This window comes from Desulfohalovibrio reitneri (assembly GCF_000711295.1).
Taxonomy (GTDB): Bacteria; Desulfobacterota; Desulfovibrionia; order Desulfovibrionales; family Desulfovibrionaceae; genus Desulfohalovibrio; species Desulfohalovibrio reitneri.
The window spans coordinates 36,869-49,401 of sequence record NZ_JOMJ01000001.1; the positions used below are offsets into that span (position 1 = coordinate 36,869).

The window sequence follows — 12,533 nt, forward strand, 5'->3', positions numbered from 1 at the left end:
GGGCCGGGCTCCCGAACAGGAACCCGGCCCTTTTGCATAGCCGGTTGCGAGTCGGAAACGGCCTACTTGGCGTAGTCCACCAGCTTGCCGCCCTTGTAGATCTTGCGCTGGTAGCTTTCGCTGACCTGCATGCCGTCCTCGTCAAAGGTCTTGTCGCCGGTGACGCCCTTGTACTTGGTGGAGACTTCCTTGAGGGCGGCCGCCACGGCGTCGGAATCCGTGGTGCCGGTCTTCTGGATGGCCAGGGCGGCCATCATGGCGGCGTCGTAGGCATAGGCACCGAAGGCGGTGGCCGGGGCCTTGCCGAACTCGCCCTTGAAGGGCTGGGCGTACTCATCCTGGTAGAAGCTGCCGGAAACACCGACCACCAGTCCCTTCACGCCTTCGGCGATCTCGGGCATTTCGGCCACCTCGTTGGTCCACATGGTCATGTACGGGGCGTACCAGCCCTTGGGCGGGGTGTGGCCGCGCTCGTAGGCCTGGCGGAAGATCAGTCGGGCCTCGGTGCCGTAGGCGGTGTAGAAGACGGCCTCGGGCTCGGTGCCGAACAGGGAGGCCAGCTCGGAGCGATAATCGGACTGCTTGAGCTTGTAGCGCACCGTGGAAACGCACTCGCCCCCGGCCTTCTCGACCTCGGGGCAGGTGTTGACCTCGACGCCCACACCGAAGGGGTTGTTGGGGACGATGGAGCCGAAGCGTTCGGCGCCGGAGTCCTCCAGGGCGAACTTGGCAACGGCCGCGCCGGCAACGTCATCCAGGCCGATGGAGCTGAAGAAGTAGGGGCCCACGTCGCGCAGCTTGGGGGAGGTGGCGCCCACGCCGATCTGGATGACGCCCTGACTGTTGGTGAACTGGCCGGTGGGCACGGTGATACCGCTGGAGAACTCGCCCAGCACCAGGTCCACCTTGTCCACGTTCAGCAGCTTCCGCACGGCGTCCATGGCCGCCTGGGGACGAGACTCGGTGTCCTCGACAACCTCGTTGACATCCCGCCCCAGCAGGCCGGGGCCGATCTTGACGGTGGAGCCGTCGTTCATGGGCACTTCATACCCGGCGTTGATGCGTTTCACGGCAAGCTCCATGCCGCGCTGCATGTCCTGGCCGAGGTTGGCGTTGGTGCCGGTGAGGGACGTGATCATTCCGAACTCGACCGGTTCCGCGCCGAAGGACGCGGCCGGGAGCAGAAGGCCCAGAACGAAGGCCGTAAGGATAAGCTTTTTCAACTGCATGCTACCTCTCTACGTTTGCGGTTGGAATGGAAATCGGGGCGGCAAATCCGCCCTGTCCGCGCCTTGGGCGCGGTTTACTGGGAGCCCAGATAGGCTTCCTTGATTCGCTCGTTGTCCAGAATGTTTTCAGGGGTGTCGTCGAACTCGTTGCGGCCGCTGGCCAGGACGTAGCCCCGGTCGGAGATGTCCAGCGAACGCTTGGCGTCCTGCTCCACGATGATGATGGAAGCGCCGGCGTCCCGGATTTCCTCGACCTTCTGGAAAACCGCCTCGGCCATGCCGGGGGAGAGAGCGGCGGAGGGTTCGTCCAGCAAAAGCAGGTCGGGGTCGAGCATGACCGCGCGGGCCAGGGCAAGCATTTGGCGTTCGCCGCCGGAAAGGCAACTGGCTTCCTGCTTGCGCCGCTCCTTGAGCTTGGGGAAGTGTTCGAAGACTTCGGCCATGCGCTTCTTCAGCTTCTTTTTGGACAGGCTGTAGCCGCCGATGACCAGGTTTTCCTCCACGGTGAGGCTGGGAAAGACGTTACTGAGCTGCGGCACGAAGGTGATGCCGCGTTTGACACGTTCGTGCGGGGGCAGGTTGGTGATGTCGTCCCGTTTGTACTTGATTTTACCGTTGTTGGGCTTGAGATAGCCCATCAGGGTCTTGAGCAGGGTGGACTTGCCAGCACCGTTGGGCCCGATGATGGAGATGATGCCGTCTCCCCGGTCCATGCGGAAGTCCACGTCGTGCAGAATGTCGGCTTTGCCGTAGCCGGCGGTGATGTCCTTCATGTCGATGGTGGGCATGGGATTCTCCTTGTCAGGCCGCGGCCGTGTCGTCCGCGGGTTCGTCTCCGCCGCGCGGGGCGGCGAGGTAGGCTTCGAGCACCTTTGGGTCGTTGAGCGTCGGTTCCACGTCCCCGCTGGCGATGATCTCGCCCGCGTCGAGGACGGCCACGGTGTCGCAGACCGTGCGCACGAAATTCATGTTGTGTTCCACGATGAGGAAGTTTTTCCCCGCGCGGTGCAGGCGCTGGATGGTCTCCTGGATGTCCTCGATGAGGGCCGGGTTCACCCCGGCCACCGGTTCGTCCAGCAGGATGAGGTCGGCGTCGAGCATGAGCGCCTTGGCCAGGGCCAGCAGCTTCTTCTGCCCGCCGGAGAGGTTGCCCACGTACTCGTCCATCTTGTCGCCCAGCAGCACCGAGTCGAGTATTTCCCTGGCGCGTTCCAGGTTCTCCCTTTCCTGCCGTTTCACCGATCGCGGCTTTAGGAAGCAGGAAAGGAGGCTTTCCCCGACCTGGCCGGACGGGGAGAGCAGCATGTTCTCCATGACCGTCATCTGAGTGGGATTCAGGCTCATCTGGAAAGTGCGGTAGAGGCCGAGCCGGGCTATTTTGAACGGAGGCATGCCGGTCACGTCCTCCCCCCGGAAACGAATGCTTCCCTCGTCCGAGGGCAGGAAGCCGGTGATGATGTTGAAGAGCGTGGATTTGCCCGAGCCGTTGGGTCCGATGAGCCCTGCCAGGGCTCCGGTCTCCACGCGCAGGTCCACGGAATCCAGGGCGGTTAGGCCGCCAAAGCGTTTGCTCACGTCCTGAATGTTAAGCAGCGTCTCGGCCATATAGCCTTCTCCTTTCGGGGAAGAGTCCCTTGGGCAGATAGAGGATGATGCAGATGATGAGCACGCCGATGAGGATCATGCGCAGCGGGCCCAGCAGGGAGGCATCCAGGGGAAGAATGTCGTCCAGGAATCGTGTGGAGTTGGAAAGCGCCACGATGACCACTGTGCCGAGGAGCGCGCCACGGTTGTTGCCCGCGCCGCCGAGGATGATCATGGCCCAGACCAGGAAGGTTTCCAGCGGCAGGAAGTAGTTGGGCGCGACAAAGGCGTTGTAGTGGGCGAAGAGCGCCCCGGCCACGCCGCCCAGGCCGCCGGCAACGGCCATGGCCCGAATGCGGAACCAGCGGACGTTCTTGCCCAGGGCAAGGGGAACCTCGTCGCCTTCACGGACCGCCTTGAGCACGCGCCCGAAGGGCGTCTTGAAGATGAACTCCGACAACAGGTAGGCCAGAAGCAGGGTGCACGCGGCGATGCCCAGGTAGGCAAGCTCGAAGTTCTGTCCGCTGAGCAGACCCTCCAGAGGCCGGGGAATGCCCGGAATGCCGTAGGAAGCGCCTATGTAGTCGCCTTTGATGGGTTCATTGAGAAAGATCAGCCTGGCGATTTCCGCGAAAGCCAGGGTGGAGATGGCCCAGTAGTCCTCCCGCAGGTTGGCGGTTGGCAGGGCCAGGACCACGCCGAACAGTCCGGCGAAGAGGGCCCCGCCGAGCATGCCGAGGGGGAATGGGAATCCGGAGAACATGACCAGGATGGAGGAGGCGTAGGCTCCGACCATGAAGTAGGCCACGTGCCCCAGGTTGACCAGCCCGGCCAAGCCGAACTGCAGATTCAGGCTCAGGGACAGGATGCCCCAGATGCAGGCCATGATGCCCAGGTAGATGAGAAAATCGATCATTTGGAGGTGCCTCCGAACAGGCCACTCGGCCGCCAAAGCAGCACCAGTATGAGCAGGACGAAGGGGGCGGCTTCCTTGTAGCCGGTGGGAATCTTCCAGAATTCCTTGGTGGTGAGGTCGAGCAGGTGGCCCAGCGGGGCGAAGTTGACCGCCAGCGCCACGTTCATGGCGAAGGCCACGATGGCCGCGCCGGCCATGGCTCCGCGCGGATTGCCGATGCCGCCCAAAAGCGCGGCGCAGAAGACCGGCACGATGATGGCGAAGCCGGTGTTGGGGTGGATCTGCGTTTCAAGCCCGATGAGAATGCCTCCCAGGGCGGCGAAACCCGCGCCGATGAACCAGACGATGCGCAGCACGCGGTCGGTGTCGATGCCGCTGGCCTTGGCCAGGGAGGGATTGTCCGAGGTGGCCCGCATGGAGATGCCCAGGCGGGTGTGGTTAAGGAGCAGGTGGAAGCCGACCATGCAGACCACGGCTGTGGCGATGATGCCCAACTGCAGCGGCGTGACCCGCATTCCCCAAAAAGCCAGGGGGCGCATGAGTCCGAGTTCGTAGAAATGGGGGGATGTGCCCCAGATGGCCCGTACCGACTCGCGAATGACGATGCCCAGCGCGAATGAGGCGATCATGAGCATGATGGGGGAGGCCGAGCGAAGCTTGGCGAAGACCACTTTGTCCGAGACAACGCCCAGCAGTCCGGCCACGACCATGGCCGCGGGAATGGCCAGCTGCAGCGGCAGGCCAAGGCCATTGAGCAGCAAGGCCACGTAGGCGCCGACGGTGGCGAACTCCACGTGGGCGAAGTTGGGGAAGCCGAGCGAGCCGTAGACCATGGTTAGGCCCACCGCCAGCAACGAGATTTCCCCCGTCATGATGAGGCTGTCGAGAATGACTTGCGTCAAGTGCGGCTCCTTTTTCGTGGACGCTTGACTCCATGCGCCAGGGGGTTTCCCTGAGAGTTCGGACCGGTACCGCTGGAATTTAGTCGCAGCACGAGGTGAACGCTCGTGTGAATCCTGATCGACTACCCGAGCCGGTCGGGGAAGCCAGTGGGCGTCCGAAAACCATGGCTGTCCCATGGTGCGCTGATGCAGTTTTTATTTACAAAAAGGAAGGCGTTTGGTGCTCACCATTTGCGCACAAGATATTCATTGCCTCCCGAAGTGTTCGCAAAGCATAGTCAATAGAATGGAAAAAGAGCAATTGTGATAAGAATAAAGAGAGTAACCTTTCATCTTTTGAATGCGGATAATCACGGCAAGAGGAGGGGGCATCCTTCGTATTCCTCCCTCATTCGGCGATTTCCTACGTCGAACTCGATTTTCCTGCGGGGCTCAATCAAGAGATGTATGGAAAGTGAATGCAGCCCGCGAATAGTGCGGAATGTGAAAAAATGCCGGGGAAACGGGGGGATGCCTCCCGGGACGGCATGCCGCCCCGGGAGAGCGAGGGAAGGGCTACTTGTCCAGCAGGCAGGGGTCTTGCTCGCCGGTCTTGAACTCGTACTTCAACCCCTTGAGCAGGCTTTTGCACAGCAGGAGCATGATGAACGTGAAGGGCAGCGCCGCGGCGATGGCCATTCGCTGCAGTGCCTCCAGGCCGCCTGAGTTGAGCAGGATGGCCGCGGTGCCGGAAACGGTGACGCCCCAGATGATCTTTTTGTGAGCCGGGGGGGTGGCGTTGCCGTGGGAGGTCATCATGGCCAGGACGAAGGTGGCCGAGTCCGCCGAGGTGACGAAGAACACACCGAGCAGCACCACGGTTATGAGCGAGAGCACTTGGCCGAGGGGATAGTTGGCGTAGAGCGAAAACAGCCCGGTGGAGATATCCTCGGCCACCGTGGCGGCGATACCGTTGATGCCGTTCAGTTCCAAGTGAAAGGCAGCTCCGCCGAAGACGCTGAACCAGACGAATGTCAGCAGGGGCGGCACCAGGAGCGAGGCCAGGATGAACTCGCGAATGGTCCTGCCACGGGAGATACTGGCCACGAACATTCCCACGAAGGGGGACCAGGAAATCCACCAGGCCCAGTAGAAGAGGGTCCAGGACTGCGTCCATTCGTGCCCCTGGAAGGGGTTGGTGGAAAGGCTCATGTCCATCAGGGAAGTCAGGTAGTCCGCGATTGTGTTGGTGAAGATGTCCAGCATCATGGTGGAAGGGCCAACAACGAACATGAACAGAAGCAGCAAAAGCGCCAGCAGGATGTTGGCCTTGCTCAATATCTGGATGCCTTTGTCCAGGCCGGTCATGCTGGAAATCATGAAAAGCACCGTGACCACGGCGATGACCGTCAGGATGACGGGGTATGTGGACTCGAAGTCGAATACCATTCCCAGTCCGCTGGTGATCTGCATGGCCCCAAGCCCCAAAGATGTGACGATGCCGAATACGGTGGCGAACACGGCCAAGATGTCGATGCCCCGGCCTATGGGGCCGTAGATGCGGTCTCCGATGAGGGGGTAGAAGCAGCTGGAAATGAGCGGCGGCATGCCTCGTCTAAAGGAGAAATAGGCGATGCACAGGCTCATGATGATGTAGATGGCCCATGGGTGCAGCCCCCAGTGGAAGAAGCTGTACCGCATGGCGAACTCGGCGGCGTCGCCCGAGCTTTGGGCTATATGTTCCGGCGGGTTCAGGTAATGGCTCATGGGTTCGGCCACGCCCCAGAAGATCATGCCGATGCCCATCCCCGCGGCGAAGAGCATGCTGAACCAGCCGAAGTAGGAATAATACGGCCGTTCGTGGTCTCCGCCCAGCTTGATGTTCCCGTATTTGCTGAAAGCGATGTAGAGACTCAGAACCAGGAAGATGAAGGCCGATGTGAGATAGCCCCAGCCGAAGTTCTTGATGATGCTCTCGTGCAGCCAGGAGGACAGGCTGTCCAGTCGTACCGGGTCCATGACGCCGAAGACCGACAGCGCCAGCACGATAACCAGCGAGATGACGAAGACCGCGTTGCGGCGAAAGGTAGGCATGTGGCGACCCTTGTCTCAGTGGTATCCAGGGATGATGAAGACGCTGCGCCTTGATTTGTCCGGCAGGATTTCCGCGGTCGAGCCCAGCAGGGCTTTCAGCGGCTTGGGTTTGTCCGCCTTGCCGACCACGATGAGGTCCACCTTGTGCAGATAGGCCTGCCGCAGAATCTGCTTGCGCTGGTTGCCCACGACCTGCAGCGTTTTCACGTTGCTGTAGGCGTGGCGAAGTTCCCCCGCCAGCCTCTCCAGGTTGTCCTGCACGCATTGTTGCCGGGTGTGCTCCGTGGCCGGGTCCGGCGCGCGCTCACCCACGTGCAGCAGAACCAGTTCCTCGGCTTGGAAGTCCTGATTCCGCAAGTAGGGAATGACCTTTTTGTCGGTGGCTTGGAAATCCGTGGCGTACAGCACCCGCTTGAGTTGGGTGCTGGCGTTCATGAGGCGGCGGTTGTAGACGAAAACCGGCACGTCGCTCAGGCGGAGGATGTCGGAGTCGATGCTGCCCAGGAGCGCCTGCACCAGAACCGCTTTGGGCAACCAGTAGATGCCGAGATAGTCCACCTCCAACTCGCGCGAAGTGGCTATGGTTTGGTAGGAAACATGGCCTCGCTTGGCCGTGGCTGTGGCCGTGAAGCCCAACTCGCGCACTTCCGCGGCCAACTTGTCCAGTTGCCTCTGCCGTTCCTCCTGTTTGCCGGACGACCCCGAGTAGACGTGCACCAGGTGCACCGTGGACGTCCCGAAGCTTTTGAGGAACCGCATCATATCCAGAAACTTGGCCCTGGGTTCCTTGAGGCTGACCTTGATGGCGGCTTTTTCCAGCATACCCTCTCCGTTGACTGTTCAAGGCCCTGTTGCCCTATCAAGTCCTGCAAGGCAAACCTTTCGGGTTGATTTTCCCCTCTCGGGATATGAATAATAATGAAAGGAACGGCCGCTTTCCGTAACTACTTCCGAAAAGCGGCCGCGTTTGAACACATGCGATATTGCCCGAAGGCTCACCCCTTGGGCCAAGCGATGTTGGCCGGGCCGCGTTGTACCGTTCGGGCGTATTTCACCTTGGGCGTGCCGAAGAGCATGGCATAGCCGATCTGATGGTCGTCCGGGATGTCGAGTTCGGAGCGGAGTTGGGGCAGAAAACCGTCCACGGCCCAAGTGAGCAGCCCGTCCCACATGGTTCCCAGTCCGTTTGCCTGGGCCACCAGATCGAAGGTGGTAAGGGAGATGATGCAGTCCTGGGTGGGGCAGGGAGTGTCCTTGGGCGCGCTGGCAACCAGGACACCCGGCGCCCCGCGAAACAGGATGTCGACGCCGTTGCGGGTATAGCTCTTGAGGGCCCAGCCCAGATAACGGCCCACGGGCGATTTGGAGGTTTCCTCGTCGGCGAGCGCGGTTTCCAGGTCGGCATGAACGCGGCGGCTGAGGTCGGCGACGACGTCCCTGGAATTGATGACGGTCAACTGGACCGCCTGGGCGTTTACGCCGGTGGGTGCGTGCCAGGTGGTGTCCAGCACGCCGCGAAGCAGTTGCGGGTCAACATCCTCGTCCTTGTAAAACCGCACGGAGCGACGGCCGCGAATGAGCGTGTCCAACTCACTGGGCTCGGGCAGGTTGCCCTTGAGCGCGACCGAATCCTCCGGTTCACGGCCCAGTATGGAAACCGCCCCTGTGGGGCAGATGGCCAGGCAATGCTGGCAACGGATGCATTTACCTTCGTTGACGAGTTCAGGGAATTGGTCCTCGCCGAATTGAATGACGCCCGGAAAGCAGTCCTGGATGCACAGGCCGCACTGGGTGCAGCTTTCCTTGTCTATGCTGAAGTCGACCATGAAAATCCTCCAAACGTGGTTGCTGTACGCGGTGACCGATTTGTATCAATGAGTAAAACGAGACGCGCCGTATTGCTTGTGGTTCGCCACGTCAACCGATCTTGTCACCCGGAAGGGGCCATCCAGCCATGGATGCGGGGCTTCCACTGTACCGGGGAGGTAAGGTAGGGTGCCCCGTTTTACGCGGTCCCGACCGGGAGACGCCCCGAAGAAAGGGACAACGGACCGGAGGAAGGCATGACCAGAAAAGTACACGGCCGCCCTCGGTGCCCGGAATGCCGGGCAGCCGTTCTCGAAGCTGTGCACGACATGCTGCGCGGCCACTCGCTCCAATCCATGACCATCGAGGGCATCGCCCGCAGAGCCGGGGTCGGCAAGCAGACCATTTACAGGTGGTGGAAGGGAAAGGCTGACCTTGTCATGGAAGCCCTGGGCGAACTGACCTGCGAGGCGGTGCGGCCTCCGGAATCAGGGAGCCTGGAGAACGATCTGGCCACGTACTTGGCCCAGGCGTTCGAGGCGATCGAGCAGTGGTCGGCGCAGCATCTTCGTTGTCTCATGGTGGAAGCCCAGTTGGACGAGGAATTTCGGCGGAAGTTCAGGGAGCGGTTTCTGGAGAAGCGGCGTTGCTCCCTGAAGAGACTGTTCGAAGCGGCGCGAGAAAGGGGGGAACTCCCCACTGAGGACGATGCGGATCTGGCCGCGGACATGGTTTTCGGGATGATGTGGTACAGGCTGCTGGTGGGCCACGCCCCATTGGACGCGCGCTACGCCGGGGACATCGCCCGTCTGATTGCCAAATCGTTCACCTGATGTGGGCGGCCGATCAGCCGCCACGCTCCCGTCCGAGAACGAGTTCGCGAATCTTTTTGTCCAATTTGTTGAAATCGACGGGTTTGGCCATGTGGGCGTCCAAGCCCGCGTCCAGCGCCGTCCTCCGTTCCTCGTCCATGGCGTAAGCGGTCAGGGCGATGATGGGGACGTCGCTGCGGCAGGCGGTCTCTCTGGCGCGGATGCGCCGGGTGACTTCCAGCCCGTTCATTTCCGGCATCCGCACATCCATGAGTACAGCGTCGAAGTCGCTTTCATTCAGCTTTTCCAAGGCCTGCCTCCCATCCGAGGCGACAGTCACCTCATGCCCGAAATCCTTGAGGAAGGCGGAGATGGCCATGACATTGATCTTGTTGTCCTCGGCCAGGAGCAGACGGAATCCGGCTTCCCGGTCCTCGGAAGGTGCTGCAGCGGGGCTTTCCGAGGACGACTCCGGGGCCTGCTCGGGCCGCATCGGCAGGGAGAAGCGCACCATCGTTCCCTCGCCCGGGCGGCTGCTCAAGCGAATGGTTCCGTCCATCATGTCCACAAGTCGCTTGACGATTGCCAGGCCCAGCCCGGTGCCCGCGATCCGCCTCGAATGCGACATGTCGGCCTGCGAGAAGGGCTGCATGACGTGCTCCAGGTTCTCCTCGGGAATCCCCACGCCGGTGTCGATGACTTCGAAGACAATTTCTGTCCGTCCGTCCTTGAGAATGCCGCGTGGTTCGACTTGGAGCGAAACCCGGCCCTCGTCCGTGAACTTGAGTGCGTTGCCCAGCAGATTAAAGAGGAGCTGGCGGATTCGCGCCTTGTCGCCGTGGAGGGTGGCGGGGACCTTCCGTGAGACCCGGGTCGTCAGCCGCAGGCCTTTTTCGCTCGCCTGACGGCTGAACAGCCCGCGCACCTCGTCGACCAGACCGCGTATGTCGAAGGGGGCCTCCCTGATTTCCAGCTTGCCTGCCTCGATTTTGGAAAGGTCGAGGATGTCGTTGATGATGGTCAGCAGTCCTTCGGCGGACACGATGGCCATATCGACGTAGCGGCGCAGTTCCGGATCGAGATTCCGGAACTTCAGGACCTGAAGCATGCCCAGCACGCCGGTCATGGGAGTACGTATTTCGTGGCTCATGTTGGCCAGGAATTCGCTCTTGGCCTGGCTTGCGGCCTCGGCGACCCGTCTGGCCTCAATGAGTTTACGTTCCAGGGATTTCCGTTCCGTGAGGTCCACCACCGCCGCCAGGCAACGCTCGGCTTGGCGACCGTTTGCTTTCCAGTGCCGCAACTCCAGGCGGACGAATTTCGTGACGCCCGCATCGGCCGAACGCAACCCCAATTCGACCGCCCGCATGGAGTCGTCGGCGCAGGTTTTCCGCAGGGCGTCGCGAAGGACTTGCCTGTCCTGCGGGATGACGTGTTCCATCAGGCTGGAGCCGGTGAGCCTGGAGCGGGGGAGTCGAAAGATGGATTCGCAAACGCGGTTTGTGCGGAGGATGACGCCGTTGCCTGCCAGCGTCAGGTAGCCAACCGGTGCGTATTCGAACAGTTCCTCGTACTGCCCATGGGAGGGAAGATGTTTCCCCCGATGACCGACTTGCTCCCGGCATGTCGTGCGCAGTTCTATCGTATAGACCCTGATTTCCTGGATCAGGCGGAGCAACTCGGCATGGCTGAGCGAGGCGAGGTCCAGAGGGGCGTCGTTGGCGACAGCCTCGCGGGCCATCCGGGCGAGATTCTCCTCACCCCGGCTTTCATCGGACATTTGGCACCAGCATGAAAAGCCCGGCGCGATCCGTCAAAGGTTGAATTTGGGGATTTTTCGGGGATGCTCCTTCCTGGTTACTCGCCCCTGATGCGGGCATGGCAGGCAGCGGAAGGTTCTTATTGTTCAGCGGGGAAGTAGAGGCGGCAATTCCTTCCCTCGATGTGCTGGTAGGTTTTTTCCTTCCAGTGCAGTTCCGTCCGGGTCAGGTCGTCCAGCAGCCAGCCCGTAAGAAGGGAAAAAACCAGGAACAACAGTATCATGCGCATTGATTCCCCTCCCTTCGAATGCGCTTTGATCCGAGGCGCCAATCGTCCGGCGAGGGCCGTCGTAGCAACGCCCGTGCCGGGCTGTTCTTGACAGGCCGGGCATGGGAGGGACATTACCTGAATAAAGCCAAGCCCATTGCGGACAATTGGAGGAGTTATGAGCGAGGCAGCCGATACCAGCCAATATCTGACCTTCACTCTGGCGGACGAGATTTTCGCCCTGGACATCGCCTCGGTTCGGGAGGTCTTGGAGTTGATCGCCATAACCCGCATACCGCGAACTCCGGCATTCATGCGGGGAGTCATCAACCTCCGTGGTCACGCCGTTCCGGTTGTGGACATGCGTCGCAAATTCGGCCTGGATGAGACCGAGGACACGGTCAATACCTGCATCATCATCGTAGAGGTTGATGTGGAGGGCGAGTCCACCCAGATCGGGGCCCTGGTGGATTCCGTGCGGGAGGTGGTGGAGATGCCGCCGGACACCATCGAGCCCGCACCACGCATGGGTGCGGCCATCAACACCGAGTTCATTCGGGGGATGGGCAAGCAGGACGGCGATTTCGTCATCATCCTCGACATCGACAGGGTCCTTTCCCCTGAGGAGTTGGCCATGGTGCGCGACTACGGCGAAGGCGGCGAAACGGCTCGATCCTCCGGGCCGGACGCCGCCGAGGCGGCCTTGTGAGCCAGCCTCGCCCTCGGGAGGGGGCGTGGTGAGCATATACGGGCGGTTTTTCGGCCAGTTTCTGGTGGAGAATGGGGTTTTGTCCCCTTCCCAGCTGGAAGAATGCCTGGACGAGCAGAGGCGGATCAACGCGCCATTGGGGGCGCTGGCCCTGGAATCCGGGGCCATGACCGCGGAGCAGGTGGAGGATGTGGCAGCCAGGCAGCGGGAGACGGATGAGCGGTTTGGCAATCTGGCGGTGAGCCTGGGGTATCTCTCCCCGGATGGGCTGGAAGACCTGCTGCGCAACCAAGGCGAGCGCCACCTGTTCCTCGGCGAAAGCCTGGTGCGGCGTGGAGTCTTGGATTACTCGCGGCTGGAGGAACTGCTGGCGCGGTTCCACAATGAGTCGAAGCTGGCCGAAGCGGAGTTGCCCGAACGGCTGCGTTCGGCCGATGGAAACGAGGTTCGCCTTGTGGCCAGTACGGCCAGGCG

General features: G+C 61.6%; 13 protein-coding genes. 3 read left to right on the forward strand and 10 right to left on the reverse strand.

Annotated elements, in window-relative coordinates; translation table 11 throughout:
- Positions 1-62 precede the first annotated feature (62 nt).
- The 8 genes from N911_RS0100180 to N911_RS0100215 form a co-directional block, all read right to left on the reverse strand.
- A complete protein-coding gene (locus tag N911_RS0100180) occupies positions 63-1,229 on the reverse strand; it encodes an ABC transporter substrate-binding protein (protein ID WP_029893226.1) in 1,167 nt (388 codons plus the stop codon).
- Between the two features lie 74 nt (positions 1,230-1,303).
- Positions 1,304-2,017: an ABC transporter ATP-binding protein gene (locus N911_RS0100185; RefSeq protein WP_029893228.1), complete on the reverse strand. Its 714-nt coding sequence runs from the start codon at positions 2,015-2,017 to the stop codon at positions 1,304-1,306.
- Positions 2,018-2,030: 13 nt separating this feature from the next.
- Positions 2,031-2,834: an ABC transporter ATP-binding protein gene (locus N911_RS0100190; RefSeq protein ID WP_051693749.1), complete on the reverse strand. Its 804-nt coding sequence runs from the start codon at positions 2,832-2,834 to the stop codon at positions 2,031-2,033.
- Positions 2,815-3,729, reverse strand: a complete 915-nt coding sequence (locus N911_RS0100195) for a branched-chain amino acid ABC transporter permease (protein ID WP_029893232.1) — start codon at positions 3,727-3,729, stop codon at positions 2,815-2,817. Before N911_RS0100195 ends, N911_RS0100190 begins: the two co-directional genes overlap by 20 nt.
- Positions 3,726-4,631 (reverse strand): branched-chain amino acid ABC transporter permease, encoded by a 906-nt coding sequence (locus N911_RS0100200; RefSeq protein ID WP_029893234.1) that lies wholly within the window; start codon positions 4,629-4,631, stop codon positions 3,726-3,728. Before N911_RS0100200 ends, N911_RS0100195 begins: the two co-directional genes overlap by 4 nt.
- A gap of 555 nt (positions 4,632-5,186) precedes the next feature.
- Positions 5,187-6,704: a glycine betaine uptake BCCT transporter gene (locus tag N911_RS0100205; RefSeq protein WP_029893236.1), complete on the reverse strand. Its 1,518-nt coding sequence runs from the start codon at positions 6,702-6,704 to the stop codon at positions 5,187-5,189.
- A gap of 15 nt (positions 6,705-6,719) precedes the next feature.
- Entirely contained in the window at positions 6,720-7,526 is an 807-nt protein-coding gene (locus tag N911_RS0100210) for a universal stress protein (protein ID WP_029893238.1), read from the reverse strand.
- A 173-nt stretch (positions 7,527-7,699) separates the two neighbouring features.
- On the reverse strand, positions 7,700-8,530 hold the full coding sequence (locus N911_RS0100215; RefSeq protein WP_029893240.1) for a nitroreductase family protein: 831 nt from the start codon (positions 8,528-8,530) through the stop codon (positions 7,700-7,702).
- A gap of 237 nt (positions 8,531-8,767) precedes the next feature.
- On the opposite strand from N911_RS0100215, the gene N911_RS0100220 reads away from it, so the two are divergent.
- Positions 8,768-9,343 (forward strand): TetR/AcrR family transcriptional regulator, encoded by a 576-nt coding sequence (locus N911_RS0100220; RefSeq protein WP_029893243.1) that lies wholly within the window; start codon positions 8,768-8,770, stop codon positions 9,341-9,343.
- A 13-nt stretch (positions 9,344-9,356) separates the two neighbouring features.
- Here the strand turns inward: N911_RS0100220 and N911_RS0100225 are convergent, their stop codons facing one another.
- Positions 9,357-11,102, reverse strand: a complete 1,746-nt coding sequence (locus N911_RS0100225) for an ATP-binding protein (RefSeq protein WP_081858998.1) — start codon at positions 11,100-11,102, stop codon at positions 9,357-9,359.
- Positions 11,103-11,221: 119 nt separating this feature from the next.
- Positions 11,222-11,365 (reverse strand): hypothetical protein, encoded by a 144-nt coding sequence (locus N911_RS18370; RefSeq protein ID WP_161781583.1) that lies wholly within the window; start codon positions 11,363-11,365, stop codon positions 11,222-11,224.
- Positions 11,366-11,528: 163 nt separating this feature from the next.
- On the opposite strand from N911_RS18370, the gene N911_RS0100235 reads away from it, so the two are divergent.
- Entirely contained in the window at positions 11,529-12,059 is a 531-nt protein-coding gene (locus N911_RS0100235) for a chemotaxis protein CheW (RefSeq protein WP_035104131.1), read from the forward strand.
- A 28-nt stretch (positions 12,060-12,087) separates the two neighbouring features.
- The coding region (locus N911_RS16375; protein WP_425266005.1) for a cyclic di-GMP-binding domain-containing protein, MshE-related at positions 12,088-12,533 on the forward strand (446 nt) is incomplete at its 3' end.

Excerpts from the sequence above, each read along its gene's own strand:
- N911_RS0100180 (WP_029893226.1), bottom strand. The coding sequence starts at position 1,229 with ATGCAGTTGAAAAAGCTTATCCTTACGGCCTTCGTTCTGGGCCTTCTG.
- N911_RS0100185 (WP_029893228.1), bottom strand. The coding sequence starts at position 2,017 with ATGCCCACCATCGACATGAAGGACATCACCGCCGGCTACGGCAAAGCC.
- N911_RS0100190 (WP_051693749.1), bottom strand. The coding sequence starts at position 2,834 with ATGGCCGAGACGCTGCTTAACATTCAGGACGTGAGCAAACGCTTTGGC.
- N911_RS0100195 (WP_029893232.1), bottom strand. The coding sequence starts at position 3,729 with ATGATCGATTTTCTCATCTACCTGGGCATCATGGCCTGCATCTGGGGC.
- N911_RS0100205 (WP_029893236.1), bottom strand. The coding sequence starts at position 6,704 with ATGCCTACCTTTCGCCGCAACGCGGTCTTCGTCATCTCGCTGGTTATC.
- N911_RS0100210 (WP_029893238.1), bottom strand. The coding sequence starts at position 7,526 with ATGCTGGAAAAAGCCGCCATCAAGGTCAGCCTCAAGGAACCCAGGGCC.
- N911_RS0100215 (WP_029893240.1), bottom strand. The coding sequence starts at position 8,530 with ATGGTCGACTTCAGCATAGACAAGGAAAGCTGCACCCAGTGCGGCCTG.
- N911_RS0100220 (WP_029893243.1), top strand. The coding sequence starts at position 8,768 with ATGACCAGAAAAGTACACGGCCGCCCTCGGTGCCCGGAATGCCGGGCA.
- N911_RS0100225 (WP_081858998.1), bottom strand. The coding sequence starts at position 11,102 with ATGTCCGATGAAAGCCGGGGTGAGGAGAATCTCGCCCGGATGGCCCGC.
- N911_RS18370 (WP_161781583.1), bottom strand. The coding sequence starts at position 11,365 with ATGATACTGTTGTTCCTGGTTTTTTCCCTTCTTACGGGCTGGCTGCTG.
- N911_RS0100235 (WP_035104131.1), top strand. The coding sequence starts at position 11,529 with ATGAGCGAGGCAGCCGATACCAGCCAATATCTGACCTTCACTCTGGCG.